This is a genomic window from Curtobacterium sp. BRD11 (assembly GCF_031844345.1).
Taxonomy (GTDB): Bacteria; Actinomycetota; Actinomycetes; order Actinomycetales; family Microbacteriaceae; genus Curtobacterium.
Genome location: NZ_JAUZUZ010000002.1, coordinates 17,295 through 36,475, shown reverse-complemented (window position 1 = coordinate 36,475; position 19,181 = coordinate 17,295). Strand labels below are relative to the sequence as shown.

Here is a 19,181-nt window from a genome sequence, read left to right as displayed (position 1 = left end):
GTGGCCAAGGCCAAGTTCGAGCGGACCAAGCCGCACGTCAACATCGGAACCATCGGTCACGTCGACCACGGCAAGACCACGCTCACGGCGGCGATCACCAAGGTTCTGCACGACCAGTACCCGGACCTCAACGAGGCCCGTGACTTCGCTCAGATCGACAGCGCTCCCGAGGAGCGCGACCGCGGCATCACGATCAACATCTCCCACGTCGAGTACCAGACCGACAAGCGCCACTACGCGCACGTCGACGCTCCGGGTCACGCCGACTACGTGAAGAACATGATCACCGGTGCGGCGCAGATGGACGGCGCGATCCTCGTGGTCGCCGCCACCGACGGCCCGATGCCCCAGACGCGTGAGCACGTGCTGCTCGCCCGCCAGGTCGGCGTCCCCTACATCGTCGTCGCGCTGAACAAGTCCGACATGGTGGACGACGAGGAGATCCTGGAGCTCGTCGAGCTCGAGGTCCGTGAGCTCCTCGGCTCGCAGGAGTTCGACGAGGACGCCCCCGTCGTGCAGGTCTCGGCGCTCAAGGCGCTCGAGGGCGACGAGAAGTGGGTCAAGTCCGTCCAGGACCTGATGTCCGCCGTCGACGAGAACGTCCCGGACCCGGTGCGCGCCACCGACCAGCCGTTCCTCATGCCGATCGAGGACGTCTTCACGATCACCGGTCGTGGCACCGTCGTCACCGGTCGTGTCGAGCGTGGCACGCTGGACCTCAACTCCGAGGTCGAGATCGTCGGCATCCGCCCGACGCAGAAGACCACGGTCACGGGCATCGAGATGTTCCGCAAGCTGCTGGACAAGGCTGAGGCGGGCGACAACACCGGTCTCCTCATCCGTGGCCTCAAGCGCGAGGACGTCGAGCGCGGCCAGGTCGTCGTGAAGCCGGGTTCGGTCACGCCGCACACCGAGTTCAAGGCGAACGCGTACATCCTGACCAAGGAAGAGGGCGGTCGTCACAACCCGTTCTACGCGAACTACCGTCCGCAGTTCTACTTCCGCACCACGGACGTCACCGGCGTCATCACGCTGCCCGAGGGCACCGAGATGGTCATGCCCGGCGACACCGTCGCCATGTCGGTCGAGCTGATCCAGCCGATCGCGATGGAGGCCGGCCTCCGCTTCGCCATCCGTGAGGGTGGCCGCACGGTCGGCGCCGGTACGGTCGAGGAGATCGTCAAGTAACTCCCGGTTCTCCGGAAGACACTGCGCCAGCGGGGTCGGGCCTTCGGGTCCGGCCCCGCTTCGTCGTTCCCGGCGGACCTCTGGGCTCCTCCGGGAGCGTTCCCGGTGACGGGTCCCAGGCGCTGACGGGCAACATCGTCGGAGTGACCCGTCTCCGCCGCTCCGCGACCAACGGTCGTGGCTACCACCGTGTCCGCAGCGGCAAGGGCTTCTCGTACCGCGACCCGGACGGGAAGACCGTCACGGACGAGGCCGTCCGGCAGCGCCTCGAGGACCTCGTGATCCCGCCGGCCTGGGACGACGTGTGGATCTCGCCGTACGAGAACGGGCACATCCTCGCGACCGGCAAGGACGGCGTCGGTCGTCGCCAGTACATGTACCACCCCGGTTGGCGCGAGCGGATGGACCGCATCAAGTACGACCGCGCGCTGGCCCTGGCGGAGTCGCTACCGTCCGCGCGACGGATGGTGACGCAGGACCTGCGACGGCCCGAGCCCGACCGCCGGCGTGCCCTCGCCGCGGCCTTCCGGATGCTCGACCAGGGCTCGCTCCGGGTCGGGTCCGAGCGGTACGCCACCGAGCACGGCAGCCGCGGGCTGTCGACGCTGCTCTGTGCGCACGCGCACGTGTCGGGCGACGACATCGAGCTCGACTTCCCGGGCAAGAGCGGCCAGGAGTGGTCCTCGACCATCCACGACCACGACCTCGCGCGGGTCATCGCCGGGATGAAGCGGCGTGGCCCGAACGCCCGCCTGCTGTCGTTCCGCGCCGGACGGGGCGCGGAGTGGGAGCCCCTCGCCGCCGAGGACATCAACGAGTACGTGAAGGAGCGCGCCGGCGACGAGTTCACGGCGAAGGACTTCCGCACCCTGCACGGCACGGTGGCCGCCGCCGTGGACCTCGCGCGCACCGGACCCCAACCCAGCGAGGCGAAGCGCAAGAAGGCCGTCTCGCACGCCGTGAAGGCCGCGAGCGAGGAGCTGGGCAACACGCCGACCGTGTGCCGGCAGAGCTACATCGACCCGCGGCTGCTCGACGCGTACCAGCACGGCGAGACCATCGACCCCGAGCGCCTGCACGCAGCCGAGTCCGAGGTGCGTGCCCTGCTCTACCGACAGTGACGGAAGGGGGCGGATCATGACGTACGGTTGGACACCGTGCCCGACCTCCCCCACCCGGGCACGGAAGGACCCCTCCCAGTCGTGACCGACGAGTGCATCCACGGTTTCCCCACCGAGCTCTGCGACATCTGCTCCCCCCGACAGGCCGAGGTGCCTGCCGTCCCCACCACGCCGACGCCCCGTCGGACCCGCATCACCACCGACCTCCGCTCCACCCCGGCGCCCGTGCGCGGCTCGTCGTCGCTCCGGTCTCCCGCGGCTCCCGAGCTGCCGGAGCCCCGCGTCTTCGCGTCGCTCCGCGCGCACCACGCCACCCACGTCGACAACCTGTCGTCGATCGTCGCCGAGGGTGCGATCCTCGCTGCCGACGCGGCCGCCCCGGTCGTCGACGTCAGCTCGGCCGAGACGCGGGCCGCCCGCGCCGAGGCGAGTGCTCCCGACGGCGGACCCGTCTCCGGGCACGTGCCCTTCACCCTCTCGCCCGACGCCACCCGCTGGGACGAGCTCCGTCACGGTGCCGAGGGCACCCGGTGGTCGGACGCCGCCCGCCGCACCCGCGCGACCGAGTACGTCGTGCTCGTCGTGCCGGTGTCCGCGTTCGGCGCGTCGGTGATCGTGGCCGACCAGGACGCCGACGCCGACGACGTGCGGTTCGCCGTCGGTCCCGAGGCCGCGACGAACCTGATCCGCCGGACCGACTTCACCGACCCGGACATGCACGGGCTCGAGCTGCTCGCCGGTCCCCGGGTGCCGTTCTCGTCCGTCGCCGTGATCGGTGTGCCGAACGACCGCGTCCGACAGCAGGTCAAGTCGCTGCTCGCGCAGCACCGGGTCACCGGGCCCCGCGTCGCGGTCTTCCCGCCCTGGTTCGTCCCGCCCGTGCCCGAGGAGTTCTGACCGGGTCGGACGACCCCCCCCCACCATCGTGCCCGCTCGGCCTCGCCGAGCGGGCACGATCCGTTCCTCAGGGTTCGCCGGGCTGCCCGGTCCTCCTGCGCCGTGCCGAGCGGGCTGCTTCCGTCGCGCTCGGCACCTCGACCCGACCGATCCCGCCCGCTCGGCGCGCACCGCGCGGCGTGTCCTGCCCGCTCGCGGAGCGACGGGGCCGCACCGGCGCCCGCCGGAGCAGCGCCGGCGTGACCGATCCCGGCCACCGGAGGCGCCGCCGCGAGCACACCGAGCACCTCGGGAACGCGCCCGACGCGCCCGGGGTGCGCCGTGCCTCCAGGCCGACCGGAACCCCGCCGTTCCGGGGGAGCGAGCCGCTCCGCGCCCCACGGAATCCGACGACACGCCCGGGTTGCACGCACGGACGTGCTGTGCGAGACTTGTCCGGTTCCGAATTCCGCGGGCGTTCGCGCGCGCAGGATCACTGCTCTGGCAGTGCACAACCCCTCCGTCCAGCGGAGCTGGGTTGGGCCGCAGGCAGCAGAACACGATCGAGTCCCTCGTGAGCGCCTGGCCACTGCTGTGTCCAGGTGTGGGGGAAGTGACATGCCCACGCTGGACGGCCACGGTCGCCCTGCGCGGTTGACAGGAGAACAGCGGTCATCCCCCGAGGATGCGGCCGGTTGGTTCAGGAAAACAGCCAAGCCCTGCAGGAATGCACGGTGACGGCGGCGTCAGGCGGCCCGAGGGTGCGCGGCGCAGAGAGGACAGAGAGACACATGGCGGGACAGAAGATCCGCATCCGGCTCAAGTCGTACGACCACGAGGTCATCGACACGTCGGCCCGGAAGATCGTCGACACGGTGACCCGTGCCGGTGCGACCGTGGTCGGCCCGGTGCCGCTCCCCACCGAGAAGAACGTGGTCACCGTGATCCGTTCGCCCCACAAGTACAAGGACTCGCGCGAGCACTTCGAGAAGCGCACGCACAAGCGGGTCATCGACATCGTCGACCCGACGCCGAAGGCCGTCGACTCGCTCATGCGACTCGACCTCCCGGCTGACGTCAACATCGAGATCAAGCTGTAAGGGGGACCGACCAATGGCGAACTCAACCAAGACCGTCAAGGGCCTCCTCGGCAAGAAGCTCGGGATGACCCAGGTGTGGGACGAGAACAACAAGTTCATCCCCGTCACCGTGATCGAGGTCGGCCCGAACGTGGTCACCCAGATCCGCAACGTCGAGCGCGACGGCTACGAGGCGATCCAGATCGCCGCCGGTGCCATCGACCCGCGCAAGGTGAACAAGCCGGCCGCCGGCCACTTCGAGGCTGCCGGTGTGACCCCGCGTCGCACCCTCACCGAGATCCGCACCAACGACTCCGCCGAGTACACGCTCGGCCAGGAGCTCACCGTCGACACCTTCGAGGCCGGCCAGAAGGTCGACGTCGTCGGGACGTCGAAGGGCAAGGGCTTCGCCGGTGTCATGAAGCGCCACGGCTTCGCCGGTGTGTCCGCTTCGCACGGTGCCCACCGCAACCACCGCAAGCCCGGTTCGATCGGTGCTTCGTCGACCCCGTCGCGTGTCTTCAAGGGCATGCGCATGGCCGGCCGCATGGGTGGCGAGCGCGTGACCGTCCTCAACCTCACGGTGCACGCCGTCGACGCCGAGAAGGGTCTGCTGCTCGTCAAGGGCGCCGTCCCCGGTGCGCGCGGTCGCTCCGTCTTCGTCCGCACCGCCGTGAAGGGTAAGTGATCATGGCCACCGAGACCGCAACCACGATCGACGTCCTCGACGCGACCGGAGCCGTCGCCGGCAGCATCGAGCTGCCCGCCGCGCTCTTCGACGTCGAGACCAACGTCCCGCTGATCCACCAGGTCGTCACCGCGCAGCTCGCCGCCGCGCGTCAGGGCACCCACAAGACCAAGAACCGCGGCGAGGTCCGCGGTGCTGGTCGCAAGCCGTTCAAGCAGAAGGGCACCGGCCGCTCCCGTCAGGGTTCGGTCCGCGCTCCGGAGCACACCGGCGGTGGCGTCGTCCACGGACCGACCCCGCGCGACTACTCGCAGCGCACCCCGAAGAAGATGATCGCCGCAGCCCTGCTCGGCTCGCTCTCGGACCGCGCCCGCGGTGGCCGCATCTCCGCTGTCGAGTCCTTCGTCGCGGCCGAGGTGCCGTCGACCAAGACCGCTCGCACGCTCATCGAGAAGGTCGCGCCCGTCAAGAACGTGCTCGTCGTGCTCGAGTCGGACGACGAGCTCACGCTCAAGTCGATCCGCAACCTGCCGGGTGTCCACGCACTCTCGTACGGCCAGCTCAACGCCTACGACGTGCTCAAGTCGGATGCCCTCGTCTTCAGCAAGAGCGCACTCGACGCCTTCATCGCGTCGAAGACCGCGAAGGAGATCTCCGCATGAGCGGCTTCAACAAGGACCCGCGCGACATCATCATCTCGCCGGTCGTCTCGGAGAAGAGCTACGGCCTGATCGACCAGGGCAAGTACACGTTCATCGTGGACCCCCGCTCGAACAAGACCGAGATCAAGCTCGCCATCGAGAAGATCTTCGACGTCAAGGTCGCGAGCATCAACACGCTGAACCGTCCGGGCAAGACCCGTCGCACGAAGTTCGGCCTGGGCAAGCGCAAGGACACCAAGCGCGCCATCGTGACGCTCAAGTCCGGTTCGATCGACATCTTCACGGCTGTCGGCTGAGGACCAGAGGGATAAATCATGGCTATTCGTAACTACAAGCCGACGACCCCCGGTCGTCGCGGCTCGTCGGTCGCCGACTTCGCTGAGATCACCCGTTCGACGCCGGAGAAGTCGCTGCTTCGTCCGCTGCCGAAGACCGGTGGCCGCAACAGCTCGGGCCGCATCACCACCCGCCACATCGGTGGTGGCCACAAGCGCCAGTACCGCGTGATCGACTTCCGTCGTCACGACAAGGACGGCGTGGACGCCAAGGTCGCACACATCGAGTACGACCCGAACCGCACCGCGCGCATCGCGCTCCTGCACTACGTCGACGGCACGAAGCGTTACATCATCGCGCCGAACAAGCTCAAGCAGGGCGACGTCATCGAGCAGGGCCCCGGCGCCGACATCAAGCCCGGCAACAACCTGCCGCTGCGCAACATCCCCGTGGGTACGGTCATCCACGCGATCGAGCTCCGCCCCGGTGGCGGCGCGAAGATGGCGCGTTCGGCCGGTGCCTCGGTCCGTCTCGTCGCCAAGGACGGCCCCTACGCGCAGCTCCGCCTGCCGTCGGGCGAGGTCCGCAACGTCGACGCCCGCTGCCGCGCCACGATCGGCGAGGTCGGCAACGCCGAGCAGTCCAACATCAACTGGGGCAAGGCCGGCCGCATGCGCTGGAAGGGCGTCCGCCCGACCGTGCGTGGTGTCGCGATGAACCCGGTCGACCACCCGCACGGTGGTGGTGAGGGCAAGACGTCCGGTGGTCGTCACCCGGTCAGCCCCTGGGGCCAGGCCGAGGGTCGTACGCGCAAGCCGAACAAGCCGAGCGACAAGCTCATCGTCCGTCGCCGTAACGCCGGCAAGAAGCGCAAGTAGGAGTTCAGAAGATGCCACGCAGTCTGAAGAAGGGCCCCTTCGTCGACGAGCACCTGCTCCGCAAGGTCGTCACGCAGAACGAGGCCAACACCAAGAACGTGATCCGTACCTGGTCGCGTCGCTCGATGATCGTCCCGAACATGCTCGGACACACGATCGCCGTGCACGACGGCCGCAAGCACATCCCGGTGTTCGTCACCGAGTCGATGGTCGGTCACAAGCTCGGCGAGTTCGCGCCGACCCGCACCTTCCGTGGTCACGTGAAGGACGACAAGAAGGGCCGTCGCCGCTAACGCGGCGACGCAGAGGAGGAACGAAATGGTGGAGTCGATCGCACGCGTGCGACACATCCGCGTCACGCCTCAGAAGGCCCGTCGCGTCATCGAGCTGATCCGCGGCAAGCAGGCCCACGAGGCCCTCGCCATCCTGAAGTTCGCCCCCCAGGGCGCTTCGGAGCCCGTGTACAAGCTGGTCGCCTCGGCGATCGCGAACGCACGTGTCAAGGCGGACTCGACGAACAGCTTCCTCGACGAGCGCGACCTCTACGTGAGCCGCGTCTTCGTCGACGAGGGCACGACCCTGAAGCGGTTCCAGCCGCGTGCCCAGGGCCGCGCCTTCCGCATCAACAAGCGCACCAGCCACATCACGGTCGTCCTCGCGACGCCGGACGAGGCCGAGGCTGCCGCGACGAGCAAGAAGGCGAGCAAGTAATGGGCCAGAAGGTCAACCCGTACGGCTTCCGTCTCGGGATCACGACGGACCACGTCTCGCACTGGTTCACCGACAGCACGAAGGCCGGTCAGCGCTACGCCGACTACGTGGCCGAGGACATCAAGGTGCGCGAGTACCTGAAGAAGACCCTCGACCGCGCCGGTGTCGCCCGCATCGAGCTCGAGCGCACCCGTGACCGCGTCCGCGTGGACATCCACACGGCGCGTCCGGGCATCGTCATCGGTCGCCGTGGCGCCGAGGCGGAGCGCGTCCGTGGCGAGCTCGAGAAGCTCACCAAGAAGCAGATCCAGCTCAACATCCTCGAGGTCAAGAACCCCGAGACCGAGGCCCAGCTCGTCGCGCAGGGCATCGCCGAGCAGCTCTCCGCTCGTGTCGCGTTCCGTCGCGCCATGCGCAAGGGCCTGCAGGGTGCACAGCGCGCCGGCGCCAAGGGTGTCCGCATCCAGGTGTCGGGCCGTCTCGGCGGCGCCGAGATGTCCCGCTCGGAGTTCTACCGCGAGGGCCGCGTGCCCCTGCACACGCTCCGCGCGAACATCGACTACGGCTTCTACGAGGCCCGGACCACGTTCGGCCGCATCGGCGTGAAGGTCTGGATCTACAAGGGCGACATCACGAACAAGGAGCTCGCTCGCGAGCAGGCGAACCAGCGTTCGTCGCGCCCCGAGCGTCGTGGCGGCCCGCGTGGCGAGCGCGGCGACCGTGGGGACCGCCGTGGCGGCGACCGCGGCGGCCGTCAGCAGCAGGCTCCGCAGGACGCGCCGGCCGGCGCAGGAGTTGAGGCGTAACCATGCTTATCCCCCGTCGAGTCAAGCACCGCAAGCAGCACCACCCGAAGCGTTCGGGCCAGGCGACGGGCGGCACCAAGGTGTCGTTCGGCGACTTCGGCATCCAGGCGCTCACGCCCGCCTACGTGACCAACCGTCAGATCGAGTCCGCTCGTATCGCCATGACGCGTCACATCAAGCGTGGCGGCAAGGTCTGGATCAACATCTACCCGGACCGCCCGCTCACCAAGAAGCCGGCTGAGACCCGCATGGGTTCCGGTAAGGGCTCGCCCGAGTGGTGGGTCGCCAACGTCAAGCCGGGTCGTGTGCTCTTCGAGCTCTCCGGCGTCAGCGAGGACATCGCCCGTGAGGCGCTGACCCGTGCAATCCACAAGCTGCCCCTCAAGGCACGCATCATCAAGCGCGAGGAGGGCGACGCATAATGGCGATCGGTTCCAAGGAGCTCCGTCCGACGGAGCTCGACACCTTCGAGAACGAGCGTCTCGCTGACGAGCTGAAGAAGGCCAAGGAGGAACTCTTCAACCTCCGCTTCCAGTCGGCCACCGGCCAGCTGGAGAGCCACGGTCGTCTCCGCGCCGTCAAGCGCGACATCGCACGCATCTACACGGTCCTCCGTGAGCGCGAGCTCGGCATCCGTGCCACCCCCGCGCCCGTCGAGACCGCCACCAAGGCCAAGAAGACGAAGAAGGCTGACAAGCCCGCCGAGTCGACCGAGGCCGCTACCGCCGAGGAGAACTGATGGCGAACGAAGAGAACAACTCCGCCGCCTCGACCCGCGGCTACCGCAAGACGCGTCGCGGCTACGTGACGAGCGACAAGATGGACAAGACCATCGTGGTCGAGGTCGAGGACCGCGTGAAGCACGCGCTCTACGGCAAGATCATCCGTCGCACGTCCAAGGTGAAGGCGCACGACGAGCTCGGCACCGCCGGTGTCGGCGACCTCGTCGTGATCAGCGAGACCCGTCCCCTCAGCGCCTCCAAGCGCTGGCGCCTGGTCGAGATCCTCGAGAAGGCCAAGTAGGCCCCGGCCTGCTTCGGAATAGGAGACAGCAGTGATTCAGCAGGAATCCCGCCTGAAGGTCGCCGACAACACGGGTGCCAAGGAGATCTTGACCATCCGCGTGCTCGGTGGCTCGGGTCGTCGCTACGCCGGCCTCGGTGACGTCATCGTCGCCACGGTGAAGGACGCCATCCCCGGCGGCAACGTGAAGAAGGGTGACGTCGTCAAGGCGGTCATCGTTCGCACCAAGAAGGAGACCCGTCGTCAGGACGGCTCCTACATCAAGTTCGACGAGAACGCGGCAGTGATCCTCAAGGCCGACGGCGACCCGCGCGGTACGCGCATCTTCGGGCCGGTCGGTCGTGAGCTCCGTGACAAGAAGTTCATGAAGATCATCTCGCTCGCGCCGGAGGTGCTGTAAGCCATGGCGAACATCAAGAAGGGTGACCTCGTCCAGGTCATCACGGGAGCCAAGCAGGAGCGTGGCGGCGACCGTGGCAAGCAGGGCAAGGTCATCGAGGTCCTCAAGGACAAGAACCGTGTCGTCGTCGAGGGCGTGAACTTCGTCACGAAGCACGTCCGCGTCGGCCAGACGCAGCGCGGGTCGAAGACCGGTGGCGTCGAGCAGCACGAGGCTCCGATCCACGTGTCGAACGTCGCCATCGTCGACCCGAAGACCAAGAAGCCGACCCGCGTCGGCTTCCGCATCGAAGAGGTGGAGAAGGACGGCGTCAAGAAGACCGTCCGCGTCCGCTACGCCAAGAAGTCGGGTGAGAAGCTCTGATGACCGACACGACTGCCGCGCCGGAGACCAAGGTCGAGCCGCGCCTCAAGCAGAAGTACAAGAACGAGATCAAGGCTGCCCTCACCGAGCAGTTCGGGTACGCGAACGTCAACCAGGTCCCCGGCCTGGTCAAGGTCGTCGTGAACACCGGTGTCGGTGAAGCAGCTCGTGACTCGAAGGTCATCGAGGGGGCCGTCAAGGACCTCACGGCGATCACGGGTCAGAAGCCGGTCGTGACGAAGGCCCGCAAGTCCATCGCGCAGTTCAAGCTGCGTGAGGGCCAGGCCATCGGCGCGCACGTCACCCTCCGTGGTGACCGCGCGTGGGAGTTCATCGACCGCCTCGTCACCCTCGCACTGCCCCGCATCCGCGACTTCCGCGGGCTCAGCGACAAGCAGTTCGACGGCAACGGCAACTACACGTTCGGTCTCACGGAGCAGTCGATGTTCCACGAGATCGACCAGGACCGCATCGACCGCGTGCGTGGCTTCGACATCACCGTCGTGACCACCGCGAAGACGGACGACGAGGGCCGCGCGCTGCTCCGCCAGCTCGGCTTCCCGTTCCGTTCGGCCGACCAGACGGTCTAAGCTAGTCCGGGCGCTGCGGGCCGGAGGATTCACGTCCTCCGGCCCGCACGCACGAACACCGGCCGACGGCGACAGCCGCCGGCCCCCAGGTCTCCGGGATCCGCTCGGAGACCACCCGATCGCTCAGGTCGGCATTCGTGGAACGGGTGTCGAAACCAGGCGAAGAATGGACGACCATCATGACGATGACCGATCCGGTCGCAGACATGCTGACCAGATTGCGGAACGCGAACTCGGCGCACCACGACGCCGTCTCGCTCCCCAGCTCCAAGCTGAAGAAGAACATCGCCGAGATCCTCAAGCGCGAGGGTTACATCAGCGAGTGGAAGATCGAGGACGCCCGCGTCGGGCAGACCCTCACGATCGACCTGAAGTACGGCCCCGAGCGCGAGCGTTCGATCGCCGGCATCAAGCGCGTCTCGAAGCCCGGTCTCCGGGTCTACGCGAAGTCGACGGAGCTCCCCCAGGTCCTCGGTGGCCTCGGCGTGGCGATCCTCTCGACCTCGTCGGGACTGCTCACCGACCGTGAAGCCGAGCAGAAGGGCGTGGGTGGGGAAGTCCTCGCCTACGTGTGGTGATCGACAATGTCTCGAATCGGACGTCTTCCCATTGACATCCCCGCGGGTGTGACCGTCGCCATCGACGGCCAGACCGTCGCGGTCAAGGGCCCGAAGGGCGAGCTCGCGCTCACCGTCGCAGAGCCCATCCAGGCCAAGGTCGAGGAGAACCAGGTCCTCGTCACCCGTCCGGACGACGAGCGCAGCTCGCGTGCGCTGCACGGCCTGACCCGCACCCTCATCGCGAACAACATCGTCGGCGTGACCCAGGGCTACTCCAAGGGCCTCGAGGTCGTCGGTACCGGTTACCGCGTCGCGGCGAAGGGCAGCAACGTCGAGTTCGCGCTCGGCTACTCCCACCCCATCACGGTCGAGCCGCCGGCGGGCATCAGCTTCGCCGTCGAGGGCAACAACAAGCTCACCGTGTCGGGCATCGACAAGCAGGCCGTCGGCGAGGTGGCTGCCAACATCCGCAAGCTGCGCAAGCCCGAGCCCTACAAGGGCAAGGGTGTCCGCTACGCGGGCGAGATCGTGCGCCGCAAGGCCGGAAAGTCAGGTAAGTGATCATGGCTCTCGGTATCCGAGGAAAGAGCAAGTCGGCCGCCAAGGCGCGCCGTCACAACCGTCTCCGCAAGAAGATCACCGGCACCGAGGCGCGTCCGCGTCTCGCCGTCACCCGTTCGTCGCGTCACGTGTTCGTCCAGGTCATCGACGACGCGAAGGGCCACACCCTGGCCAGCGCGTCGACGATGGAGGCCGACCTCCGTTCGTTCGACGGCGACAAGACGGCCAAGGCCCGTCGCATCGGCGAGCTCGTCGCCGAGCGTGCGAAGGCCGCTGGCGTCGAGGCCGTGGTCTTCGACCGCGGTGGGAGCAAGTACGCCGGTCGCGTCGCCGCGATCGCCGATGGTGCCCGTGAAGGAGGGCTGAACCTGTGAGCGACATCGCGAACAACAACGAAGCGGCCGAGACCGAGACCGCTGCTGCGACGGAGACCGTCGCCAAGGCCGCGGCCGGCAAGGAAGCGGAAGCCCCTGCCGTCGCCGAGCGTCCGGTCGAGACCGCCGCGGGCTCCGCGTCGAACAACCGTGACAACGCCGACCAGCGCGGCCGTCGTGGTGGCGGGCGTGACCGTCAGCAGGGTCGTGACCGCAACAACCGCGGTGGCGACAGCCAGTTCCTCGAGCGCGTGGTGACCATCAACCGCGTGTCGAAGGTCGTCAAGGGTGGTCGTCGCTTCAGCTTCACGGCGCTCGTCGTCGTGGGTGACGGCAACGGCCTCGTCGGTGTCGGCTACGGCAAGGCGAAGGAAGTCCCCACCGCGATCTCGAAGGGCGTCGAGGAGGCGAAGAAGAACTTCTTCCGCGTCCCGCGCGTCGGCAACACCATCCCGCACCCGGTGCAGGGTGAGGCCGCTGCCGGTGTCGTGCTCCTGCGTCCGGCCGCTGCCGGTACCGGTGTCATCGCCGGTGGTCCGGTCCGCGCCGTGCTCGAGTGCGCCGGCATCCACGACGTCCTGAGCAAGTCGCTCGGCTCGTCGAACACCATCAACATCGTGCACGCGACCGTCGAGGCGCTGCAGCAGCTCGAGGAGCCCCGCGCGGTCGCGAGCCGTCGTGGCCTCGACGTCGACCGGGTCGTCCCGGCCCGTCTGCTCCACGCCGAGGCTGCGGCGCTGCGTGCCGCGACCGAGAAGGCAGGTGCGTGATGGCGATGCTGAAGATCACGCAGACGAAGTCCGTTATCAGCGAGAAGCAGTACCAGCGCGACACCCTGCGCAGCCTGGGCCTCAAGCGCATCGGCCGTACGGTCCTGCGTGAGGACAACGCCCAGAACCGCGGGTACATCGCGACGGTGGCGCACCTCGTGAAGGTCGAGGAGGTCGACGCATGAGCGACGAGAAGAACGAGCGGGTCCAGGTGCTGAAGCTGCACCACCTCCGTCCGGCTGCCGGTTCCAAGAAGGACCGCACCCGTGTCGGCCGTGGTGAGGGCTCGAAGGGCAAGACCGCCGGCCGTGGTACCAAGGGCCAGAAGGCTCGTTACCAGGTCAAGGTCGGCTTCGAGGGTGGGCAGATGCCGCTGCACATGCGCACCCCGAAGCTCCGCGGGTTCAAGAACCCGTTCCGCGTCGAGTACCAGGTCGTGAACCTGGACAAGATCGCGGAGCTCTACCCCAACGGTGGCGACGTCACCGTCGCGGACCTGGTCGCCAAGGGCGCCGTCCGCAAGAACGAGAAGGTCAAGGTTCTCGGTCAGGGTGACATCAGCGTGAAGCTCACGGTCTCGGTCGACAAGGTCTCGGCGTCCGCCGCCGAGAAGATCGTGGCTGCTGGCGGAACCGTCTCCCAGTAACCCCCGTCGGCGGCCCGTGCGTTTGCGCACGGGCCGCCGTTACGGTTTCCTTGACAGTGGCTGACGTCCGTCGGCCAGGTCGGCGCTGCCGATCGACACCGTGAAGACCCCGATCGGGTCGCCGGTCCCAGAAGTTCGGAGTCCTCGTGTTCAGAGCGGTCGCGCGCATCATGCGCACCCCAGATCTTCGCAAGAAGATCGGCTTCACCCTCGCGATCATCGCGCTGTTCCGTCTCGGGTCGTACATCCCCGCGCCGTTCGTCGACTACGCCGCCGTGCAGAGCTGCCTGGCGAGCGCCGGCTCCTCGGGTGGGCTCTACGACCTCATCAACCTCTTCTCCGGCGGCGCGCTGCTGAAGCTGTCGGTCTTCGCGCTCGGCATCATGCCGTACATCACGTCGTCGATCATCGTGCAGCTCCTGCGCGTGGTGATCCCGCACTTCGACGCCCTCTACAAGGAGGGCCAGTCCGGCCAGGCGAAGCTGACGCAGTACACGCGCTACCTCACCATCGCGCTCGGTGTCCTGCAGTCGACCACCCTCATCACGGTCGCGCGCTCGGGTGCCCTCTTCGGCACGAACGCGTCGGCGTCCTGCTCGTCGATCATCTCGAACGACAGCTGGTACGCGATCATGCTCATGGTCGTCACGCTGACCGCCGGTACCGGCCTGATCATGTGGATGGGCGAGCTCGTCACCGAGCGCGGCATCGGCAACGGCATGTCGCTGCTCATCTTCACGTCCATCGCCGCGCAGTTCCCGTCGGCCCTGTGGGCGATCGAGCAGTCGCAGTCCTTCGAGCTCTTCCTGTTCGTCATCCTCGTCGGTCTGGTCATCATGATGGCCGTCGTCTTCGTCGAGCAGTCGCAGCGACGCATCCCGGTGCAGTACGCCAAGCGCATGGTCGGGCGCCGCACCTACGGCGGCAACAACACCTACATCCCGATCAAGGTGAACATGGCCGGCGTCGTGCCCGTCATCTTCGCCTCGTCGCTGCTGTACCTGCCGGCCCTGGTCGCGCAGTTCAACCAGCCCTCGGACGGCTCGGAGCCGGCCGCCTGGGTGACCTGGATCCAGAACAACCTGACCTCGGGTGACAACTGGTTCTACATGGTCCTGTACTTCCTGCTCATCGTCGGGTTCACGTACTTCTACGTCGCGATCACCTTCAACCCCGAAGAGGTCGCCGACAACATGAAGAAGTACGGCGGCTTCATCCCGGGCATCCGGGCCGGCCGTCCGACGGCCGAGTACCTCGACTTCGTCCTGACCCGGGTGACGTTGCCCGGCTCGCTCTACCTCGGTCTCATCGCGCTCATCCCGCTGGCAGCACTGGCGCTGTTCGGCGCGAACCAGAACTTCCCGTTCGGCGGCGCGAGCATCCTCATCATCGTGGGTGTCGGTCTCGAGACCGTGAAGCAGATCGACTCGCAGCTGCAGCAACGTCACTACGAAGGGCTTCTCCGTTGAGCGCACGCCTCATCATCGTCGGACCTCCCGGAGCCGGGAAGGGCACCCAGGCCGGTCGCATCGCCGAGGGCTTCGGCGTCCCCGCGATCTCCACGGGTGACATCTTCCGCAAGAACGTCTCCGAGGGCACGCCGTTGGGCGTTCAGGCCAAGGCGATCATGGACGCGGGGAACTACGTCCCCGACGAACTGACGAACGAGCTCGTCAAGTCTCGCCTCGCCGAGCCGGACGCCGAGCAGGGCTTCCTGCTCGACGGCTACCCCCGCACGGTGGGCCAGGTCGAGTTCCTCGACGCGCTGCTCGCGGAGCAGGGCGCCGGGATCGACGCCGTGGTGCAGCTCGTCGCCGACCAGGACGCGCTCGTCGCGCGGCTGCTGAAGCGCGCCGAGGACCAGGGGCGCAGCGACGACAACGAGGAGACCATCCGGCGTCGCCAGGAGGTCTACACGGAGCAGACCGCGCCGATCGTCGCGGCGTACGCCGAGCGCGGTCTCGTGGTCGACGTGGACGGCCTCGGCGGCATCGAGGAGGTCGGGGACCGCATCCAGGCGGCGCTTAGCTCGCGCGGCCTCACCGCGGGCGTCTGACACCCCTCGTGCGTCGTCGCAAGCCCTCGATCTACAAGTCGCCGGAGGAGCTCCGCGCGATGCTCCGTCCCGGATTGCTCACCGAGGCCGCGCTCGTCGCGGTCCGTGCTGCGATCCGCCCGGGCGTCACCACGGGCGAGCTCGACGCGATCGCCGAGCGGACGATCCGCGAGGGCGGTGGCGTCCCGAACTTCCAGCTCGTCCCGGGCTACCGGCACACCCTGTGCGTCTCCGTGAACGACGAGATCGTCCACGGGATCCCCGGCGACCGCGTGCTCGAGCCGGGCGACATCGTCTCGGTCGACGCCGGTGCAGAGGTCGACGGGTGGAACGGTGACAGCGCCTTCACGACGGTGCTCCCCGGCGGCGACGCTCCCGTGACTGCGGCGCGCCAGACGCTCTGCGACACCACGGAGCGCTCGCTCTGGCACGGCATCGCGGCGCTCGCACACGCGCGGAACCTCAACGAGGTGGGCGCGGTGATCGAGGACGCCATCGACGAGACGGGCGCCTGGGGCATCGTCGAGGACTTCACGGGGCACGGGATCGGCCGGTCCATGCACGAGGACCCGCCGGTCTTCAACTACCGGGTCCGCGGTGCCGGTCCGGCGGTCCGGCCCGGCTTGGTCGTGGCGATCGAACCGATGGTGACGGCCGGGACGATCGACAGCTCCACGGACGACGACGACTGGACGATCAGGACCCTCGACGGTTCCGACGCGGCGCACTGGGAGCACTCGGTGGCCGTGCACGCCGAGGGCATCTGGGTGCTCACCGCATCGGACGGCGGCGCTTCCGGCCTCGTGCCGCTCGGCGTCACGCCCGTCCCCGTCCCGTAGGGCGACCGGACGCGTCCGGTCCGTGACCGGTGACCGCGCGGTCGGCCGGGAGGCGCGGTGCGACTCCGCGCACCGGCCCGGTCACCGACGACGGCCGGGCCGACGCCGGGACCGCTCCGCGCGCGTCCGCGCCGGTCCCCGGCGGGCTGAGTTCCCGACGGGTTCAGTCCCCGACGCGCTCAGTCCCCGACGGGCGCAGTCCCCGACGCGCTCAGTTCCCGACGGTGCAGGTCTGCTCGGACGCCGACTGACCGGAGATGCTCGAGGGCAGTGGGGTCGCCGTCGGCGTCCCGGCATCGGTCGCCGCACCCGTGGGCGTCCCGGTCGCCGCTCCGCTCGCCGCATCGTCCCCCGCGGCCGGCGCGTCGGACGACGGTACATCGCTCCCCGGGGTGCCCGCCGCGGTCGGGGACTCCTCCGACGCCCGGCCGGTGGACGAGTCGCTCAGCGAGGTCTTGCGGTCCTGCTGCAGCACGACGTTGAGGTCGTGCGCCGCCGCCTCGTCGACGAGCACGTGCGCGGTGTCGGAGGGGTCGTCGACGACCGGGTACTGCACGAACAGCATGTCCGAGGTGCTCATGCCCCGCAGGGTCGAGGCGAGTCCGACGAGGGTGCGGGTCTGCGCCAGGCCGTCGGAGAGCGTCATGTTCGACAGCGCCGCACCGGCCAGCTTGTAGAGGGTCACCGGGTTCGACAGGGTGCCGTCCGAGGTGACCTTCCGGAGCAGGGCGGACAGGAAGACCTGCTGGGAGCTGATGCGCGCGAGGTCGCTGCCGTCACCGACGCCGTGCCGGCTGCGCAGGAACGCGAGCGCGTCCTGGCCGGCGAGGGTGTGCTGACCGGCCGAGAGCTGCAGGCCGGTGTACGAGTCGTCGATGGGCTTCGCGACGCAGACGTCGACGCCGCCCACGGCGTTCGACATCTCGATCACCCCGTCGAAGGTGATGAGTCCGGCGTAGGGGATCGTCAGCCCGGTCAGGTTCTCGACCGTGTCCACGGCGCAGGAGATCCCGCCGTGCCCGAGGGACTCGTTGATGAGCTCGCTGTCCACGGCCGGGTACGAGGTGCCCGTCTCGGGGTTCGTGCACGCCGGGATCGGGACCTTGAGGTCGCGGGGGAAGCTGACGGCCGTGAGCTGCTGGTGGTCCTGCGAGATGTGGACGAGGATCGTGACGTCGTTCCGGGCGCCCTCGACGTTCTCGTCCGAGTCGAACTGCCCGACGCGGGTGTCGCTGCCGAGGAGCAGGATGTTCGCGCCGCCCTGCATCGCCGTGATGTCGGCGGTCTTCGCGGTGTTCTGGTCGTCGGTGCTGAGCTCGACCGTGTGCGGTGCCGCGGCGAGCTGTGCGCCGGCGATCGCCGCGACGCTCGTGCCGCTGACCAGGACGACGGCGAGCGTGGCCGCGACGAACCCCAGCAGCGTGCCCCATCCGCGACGGCGCGGCAGTCGACCGTGACGGGCGAGGGGGCGGCGGGGCGCGTCAGGCACGTGGTCTCCGATCGGTTCTCCGGCGCGGGCGTCCGGGGGTCAGCGACGGCCAGGCTACGGCGACGGGCCCGTTCCGGACCTCGGAAGCGGCCGCTGATCCACTGTGGACCGTTCAGCTCCGGACGGCGAGCCCCAGACGGAGGGTCGCGGCCCGACCGGCACTTGGCAATCTGCGCCTGATCGCATAGGGTTGATCTTTGGTGTGTCATGCCCTTCGGCGTGGCGCCCGACCCGCAGACCGGCTCGGGGATCACACCGGTAATCCAACCAAGCGACAGTGAGGCTATGGCCAAGAAAGACGGCGTCATCGAGATCGAAGGCTCGGTGCTCGAAGCTCTGCCCAACGCGATGTTCCGCGTTGAGCTGACCAACGGACACAAGGTCCTCGCGCACATCTCCGGGAAGATGCGCCAGCACTACATCCGCATCCTCCCCGAGGACCGCGTGATCGTGGAGCTGAGCCCGTACGACCTGACCCGCGGCCGGATCGTCTACCGCTACAAGTGATCCGCGAGCTGGAAAGGAACGGCTCGGCGAACCCGCCGGGCACGAAGCCAGCGAGCAACAGGAAGCAATCATGAAGGTCAACCCCAGCGTCAAGCCCATCTGCGAGCACTGCCGTGTCATCCGCCGCAAGGGCCGCGTCATGGTGATCTGCAAGAGCAACCCGCGCCACAAGCAGCGCCAGGGCTGAGCTCCCAGCAGGACCCACAACTCAACACTGAACACGCAGTACCAGAACTCCGCCACTGACCTCGGTCGTCGGCGGGGGGACACCTCGGGGCGGAGGCCCGGGCACCGGTACTGCGCCACACCTCCACCGAAAACAGGAGCAGCCAGAACATGGCACGTCTAGCAGGCGTCGACATCCCGCGCGAGAAGCGCGTGGAGATCGCACTCACGTACATCTACGGCGTCGGCCGTACCCGCGCGGTCCAGGCACTCGCCGAGACCGGTATCTCCGGTGACATCCGCGTCAAGGACCTGACCGACGACCAGCTCGTCGCCCTCCGTGACTTCATCGAGGGCAACTTCAAGGTGGAGGGTGACCTCCGCCGCGAGGTCGCCGCCGACATCCGCCGCAAGGTCGAGATCGGTAGCTACGAGGGTCTCCGCCACCGTCGTGGTCTCCCGGTGCGTGGTCAGCGCACCAAGACCAACGCGCGTACCCGCAAGGGACCGAAGCGCACCGTGGCAGGCAAGAAGAAGGCCCGATAGGAGATCA

30 protein-coding genes are annotated in these 19,181 nt (G+C 68.3%); 29 read left to right on the top strand and 1 reads right to left on the bottom strand.

All coding sequences use genetic code 11. From position 1 onward, the window contains the following. From tuf to map, 26 genes are all read left to right on the top strand, one after another. Positions 1-1,188, top strand: a complete 1,188-nt coding sequence (gene tuf / locus Q9R28_RS04650) for an elongation factor Tu (RefSeq protein ID WP_058728450.1) — start codon at positions 1-3, stop codon at positions 1,186-1,188. A 143-nt stretch (positions 1,189-1,331) separates the two neighbouring features. Beyond that, entirely contained in the window at positions 1,332-2,309 is a 978-nt protein-coding gene (locus Q9R28_RS04645) for a DNA topoisomerase IB (RefSeq protein ID WP_271826706.1), read from the top strand. Between the two features lie 36 nt (positions 2,310-2,345). Continuing rightward, complete coding sequence (locus Q9R28_RS04640; protein ID WP_311205569.1) at positions 2,346-3,206, top strand: DarT ssDNA thymidine ADP-ribosyltransferase family protein; 861 nt, start codon at positions 2,346-2,348, stop codon at positions 3,204-3,206. 770 nt (positions 3,207-3,976) lie between these two features. After that, positions 3,977-4,285 carry a 30S ribosomal protein S10 gene (rpsJ, locus tag Q9R28_RS04635; RefSeq protein ID WP_022903286.1) on the top strand — a complete coding sequence of 103 codons (309 nt, stop codon included), beginning with the start codon at positions 3,977-3,979 and terminating at the stop codon, positions 4,283-4,285. A 13-nt stretch (positions 4,286-4,298) separates the two neighbouring features. Further along, entirely contained in the window at positions 4,299-4,952 is a 654-nt protein-coding gene (rplC, locus tag Q9R28_RS04630; RefSeq protein WP_022903285.1) for a 50S ribosomal protein L3, read from the top strand. Between the two features lie 2 nt (positions 4,953-4,954). Then, positions 4,955-5,614: a 50S ribosomal protein L4 gene (gene rplD, locus Q9R28_RS04625; RefSeq protein ID WP_066657033.1), complete on the top strand. Its 660-nt coding sequence runs from the start codon at positions 4,955-4,957 to the stop codon at positions 5,612-5,614. Further along, the gene (gene rplW, locus Q9R28_RS04620) at positions 5,611-5,910 is read left to right on the top strand and encodes a 50S ribosomal protein L23 (RefSeq protein ID WP_058742338.1); all 300 of its coding nucleotides are present in this window, start codon (positions 5,611-5,613) and stop codon (positions 5,908-5,910) included. The genes rplD and rplW overlap by 4 nt, the downstream gene beginning before the upstream one ends. An 18-nt stretch (positions 5,911-5,928) precedes the next feature. Beyond that, positions 5,929-6,768 carry a 50S ribosomal protein L2 gene (rplB, locus tag Q9R28_RS04615; protein WP_058728264.1) on the top strand — a complete coding sequence of 280 codons (840 nt, stop codon included), beginning with the start codon at positions 5,929-5,931 and terminating at the stop codon, positions 6,766-6,768. An 11-nt stretch (positions 6,769-6,779) separates the two neighbouring features. After that, positions 6,780-7,061, top strand: a complete 282-nt coding sequence (rpsS, locus tag Q9R28_RS04610) for a 30S ribosomal protein S19 (protein WP_017885529.1) — start codon at positions 6,780-6,782, stop codon at positions 7,059-7,061. A gap of 25 nt (positions 7,062-7,086) precedes the next feature. Then, positions 7,087-7,479: a 50S ribosomal protein L22 gene (gene rplV, locus Q9R28_RS04605; RefSeq protein ID WP_056121420.1), complete on the top strand. Its 393-nt coding sequence runs from the start codon at positions 7,087-7,089 to the stop codon at positions 7,477-7,479. Continuing rightward, positions 7,479-8,285: a 30S ribosomal protein S3 gene (gene rpsC / locus Q9R28_RS04600; RefSeq protein ID WP_066657031.1), complete on the top strand. Its 807-nt coding sequence runs from the start codon at positions 7,479-7,481 to the stop codon at positions 8,283-8,285. Before rplV ends, rpsC begins: the two co-directional genes overlap by 1 nt. 2 nt (positions 8,286-8,287) lie before the next feature. Beyond that, positions 8,288-8,707 (top strand): 50S ribosomal protein L16, encoded by a 420-nt coding sequence (gene rplP / locus Q9R28_RS04595; RefSeq protein WP_066657030.1) that lies wholly within the window; start codon positions 8,288-8,290, stop codon positions 8,705-8,707. Continuing rightward, positions 8,707-9,024: a 50S ribosomal protein L29 gene (gene rpmC / locus Q9R28_RS04590; protein WP_058728265.1), complete on the top strand. Its 318-nt coding sequence runs from the start codon at positions 8,707-8,709 to the stop codon at positions 9,022-9,024. The genes rplP and rpmC overlap by 1 nt, the downstream gene beginning before the upstream one ends. After that, the gene (gene rpsQ / locus Q9R28_RS04585) at positions 9,024-9,308 is read left to right on the top strand and encodes a 30S ribosomal protein S17 (RefSeq protein WP_066657023.1); all 285 of its coding nucleotides are present in this window, start codon (positions 9,024-9,026) and stop codon (positions 9,306-9,308) included. The genes rpmC and rpsQ overlap by 1 nt, the downstream gene beginning before the upstream one ends. A gap of 31 nt (positions 9,309-9,339) precedes the next feature. Continuing rightward, entirely contained in the window at positions 9,340-9,708 is a 369-nt protein-coding gene (gene rplN / locus Q9R28_RS04580) for a 50S ribosomal protein L14 (protein WP_017885523.1), read from the top strand. Between the two features lie 3 nt (positions 9,709-9,711). After that, on the top strand, positions 9,712-10,071 hold the full coding sequence (rplX, locus tag Q9R28_RS04575; protein ID WP_066657021.1) for a 50S ribosomal protein L24: 360 nt from the start codon (positions 9,712-9,714) through the stop codon (positions 10,069-10,071). Next, positions 10,071-10,661, top strand: a complete 591-nt coding sequence (rplE, locus tag Q9R28_RS04570; protein ID WP_066657018.1) for a 50S ribosomal protein L5 — start codon at positions 10,071-10,073, stop codon at positions 10,659-10,661. Before rplX ends, rplE begins: the two co-directional genes overlap by 1 nt. 179 nt (positions 10,662-10,840) lie before the next feature. Continuing rightward, positions 10,841-11,239: a 30S ribosomal protein S8 gene (gene rpsH / locus Q9R28_RS04565; protein WP_065960021.1), complete on the top strand. Its 399-nt coding sequence runs from the start codon at positions 10,841-10,843 to the stop codon at positions 11,237-11,239. A 6-nt stretch (positions 11,240-11,245) separates the two neighbouring features. After that, complete coding sequence (gene rplF, locus Q9R28_RS04560) at positions 11,246-11,782, top strand: 50S ribosomal protein L6 (protein ID WP_066657016.1); 537 nt, start codon at positions 11,246-11,248, stop codon at positions 11,780-11,782. Between the two features lie 2 nt (positions 11,783-11,784). After that, the gene (gene rplR, locus Q9R28_RS04555; RefSeq protein ID WP_066657014.1) at positions 11,785-12,156 is read left to right on the top strand and encodes a 50S ribosomal protein L18; all 372 of its coding nucleotides are present in this window, start codon (positions 11,785-11,787) and stop codon (positions 12,154-12,156) included. Then, on the top strand, positions 12,153-12,926 hold the full coding sequence (rpsE, locus tag Q9R28_RS04550; protein WP_081985128.1) for a 30S ribosomal protein S5: 774 nt from the start codon (positions 12,153-12,155) through the stop codon (positions 12,924-12,926). The genes rplR and rpsE overlap by 4 nt, the downstream gene beginning before the upstream one ends. Beyond that, complete coding sequence (gene rpmD, locus Q9R28_RS04545) at positions 12,926-13,111, top strand: 50S ribosomal protein L30 (RefSeq protein ID WP_031273241.1); 186 nt, start codon at positions 12,926-12,928, stop codon at positions 13,109-13,111. The genes rpsE and rpmD overlap by 1 nt, the downstream gene beginning before the upstream one ends. Beyond that, positions 13,108-13,572 (top strand): 50S ribosomal protein L15, encoded by a 465-nt coding sequence (gene rplO, locus Q9R28_RS04540; RefSeq protein ID WP_066657012.1) that lies wholly within the window; start codon positions 13,108-13,110, stop codon positions 13,570-13,572. Before rpmD ends, rplO begins: the two co-directional genes overlap by 4 nt. 146 nt (positions 13,573-13,718) lie before the next feature. Then, a complete protein-coding gene (gene secY, locus Q9R28_RS04535) occupies positions 13,719-15,041 on the top strand; it encodes a preprotein translocase subunit SecY (protein ID WP_066657008.1) in 1,323 nt (440 codons plus the stop codon). After that, complete coding sequence (locus Q9R28_RS04530) at positions 15,038-15,628, top strand: adenylate kinase (protein ID WP_311205568.1); 591 nt, start codon at positions 15,038-15,040, stop codon at positions 15,626-15,628. The genes secY and Q9R28_RS04530 overlap by 4 nt, the downstream gene beginning before the upstream one ends. A 59-nt stretch (positions 15,629-15,687) precedes the next feature. Then, positions 15,688-16,467 carry a type I methionyl aminopeptidase gene (map, locus tag Q9R28_RS04525; protein ID WP_209684942.1) on the top strand — a complete coding sequence of 260 codons (780 nt, stop codon included), beginning with the start codon at positions 15,688-15,690 and terminating at the stop codon, positions 16,465-16,467. A 211-nt stretch (positions 16,468-16,678) separates the two neighbouring features. Here map and Q9R28_RS04520 read toward each other — a convergent pair whose 3' ends face one another. Then, a complete protein-coding gene (locus tag Q9R28_RS04520) occupies positions 16,679-17,956 on the bottom strand; it encodes an LCP family protein (RefSeq protein ID WP_311205567.1) in 1,278 nt (425 codons plus the stop codon). Between the two features lie 285 nt (positions 17,957-18,241). Here Q9R28_RS04520 and infA point away from each other — a divergent pair, with 285 nt between their 5' ends. The 3 genes from infA (at position 18,242) to rpsM (ending at position 19,174) form a co-directional block, all read left to right on the top strand. Continuing rightward, positions 18,242-18,463, top strand: a complete 222-nt coding sequence (infA, locus tag Q9R28_RS04515) for a translation initiation factor IF-1 (RefSeq protein WP_017885509.1) — start codon at positions 18,242-18,244, stop codon at positions 18,461-18,463. Positions 18,464-18,533: 70 nt separating this feature from the next. Beyond that, on the top strand, positions 18,534-18,650 hold the full coding sequence (rpmJ, locus tag Q9R28_RS04510) for a 50S ribosomal protein L36 (RefSeq protein ID WP_022903266.1): 117 nt from the start codon (positions 18,534-18,536) through the stop codon (positions 18,648-18,650). 149 nt (positions 18,651-18,799) lie between these two features. Next, positions 18,800-19,174 carry a 30S ribosomal protein S13 gene (gene rpsM, locus Q9R28_RS04505; RefSeq protein WP_058728274.1) on the top strand — a complete coding sequence of 125 codons (375 nt, stop codon included), beginning with the start codon at positions 18,800-18,802 and terminating at the stop codon, positions 19,172-19,174. Positions 19,175-19,181 lie beyond the last annotated feature (7 nt).

Bases quoted from the DNA above. Each gene is read 5' to 3' on its own strand.
- rpsH (WP_065960021.1), top strand. From the start codon at position 10,841: ATGACGATGACCGATCCGGTCGCAGACATGCTGACCAGATTGCGGAAC.
- rplV (WP_056121420.1), top strand. From the start codon at position 7,087: ATGGTGGAGTCGATCGCACGCGTGCGACACATCCGCGTCACGCCTCAG.
- rplE (WP_066657018.1), top strand. From the start codon at position 10,071: ATGACCGACACGACTGCCGCGCCGGAGACCAAGGTCGAGCCGCGCCTC.
- rplO (WP_066657012.1), top strand. From the start codon at position 13,108: ATGAGCGACGAGAAGAACGAGCGGGTCCAGGTGCTGAAGCTGCACCAC.
- rpsC (WP_066657031.1), top strand. From the start codon at position 7,479: ATGGGCCAGAAGGTCAACCCGTACGGCTTCCGTCTCGGGATCACGACG.
- rpsS (WP_017885529.1), top strand. From the start codon at position 6,780: ATGCCACGCAGTCTGAAGAAGGGCCCCTTCGTCGACGAGCACCTGCTC.
- rplB (WP_058728264.1), top strand. From the start codon at position 5,929: ATGGCTATTCGTAACTACAAGCCGACGACCCCCGGTCGTCGCGGCTCG.
- rplD (WP_066657033.1), top strand. From the start codon at position 4,955: ATGGCCACCGAGACCGCAACCACGATCGACGTCCTCGACGCGACCGGA.
- rplF (WP_066657016.1), top strand. From the start codon at position 11,246: ATGTCTCGAATCGGACGTCTTCCCATTGACATCCCCGCGGGTGTGACC.
- rpmD (WP_031273241.1), top strand. From the start codon at position 12,926: ATGGCGATGCTGAAGATCACGCAGACGAAGTCCGTTATCAGCGAGAAG.
- map (WP_209684942.1), top strand. From the start codon at position 15,688: ATGCTCCGTCCCGGATTGCTCACCGAGGCCGCGCTCGTCGCGGTCCGT.
- rplP (WP_066657030.1), top strand. From the start codon at position 8,288: ATGCTTATCCCCCGTCGAGTCAAGCACCGCAAGCAGCACCACCCGAAG.
- rplR (WP_066657014.1), top strand. From the start codon at position 11,785: ATGGCTCTCGGTATCCGAGGAAAGAGCAAGTCGGCCGCCAAGGCGCGC.
- rpmC (WP_058728265.1), top strand. From the start codon at position 8,707: ATGGCGATCGGTTCCAAGGAGCTCCGTCCGACGGAGCTCGACACCTTC.
- infA (WP_017885509.1), top strand. From the start codon at position 18,242: ATGGCCAAGAAAGACGGCGTCATCGAGATCGAAGGCTCGGTGCTCGAA.
- rpsQ (WP_066657023.1), top strand. From the start codon at position 9,024: ATGGCGAACGAAGAGAACAACTCCGCCGCCTCGACCCGCGGCTACCGC.
- rpmJ (WP_022903266.1), top strand. From the start codon at position 18,534: ATGAAGGTCAACCCCAGCGTCAAGCCCATCTGCGAGCACTGCCGTGTC.
- rpsM (WP_058728274.1), top strand. From the start codon at position 18,800: ATGGCACGTCTAGCAGGCGTCGACATCCCGCGCGAGAAGCGCGTGGAG.
- rpsJ (WP_022903286.1), top strand. From the start codon at position 3,977: ATGGCGGGACAGAAGATCCGCATCCGGCTCAAGTCGTACGACCACGAG.
- rplW (WP_058742338.1), top strand. From the start codon at position 5,611: ATGAGCGGCTTCAACAAGGACCCGCGCGACATCATCATCTCGCCGGTC.
- rplX (WP_066657021.1), top strand. From the start codon at position 9,712: ATGGCGAACATCAAGAAGGGTGACCTCGTCCAGGTCATCACGGGAGCC.
- rplC (WP_022903285.1), top strand. From the start codon at position 4,299: ATGGCGAACTCAACCAAGACCGTCAAGGGCCTCCTCGGCAAGAAGCTC.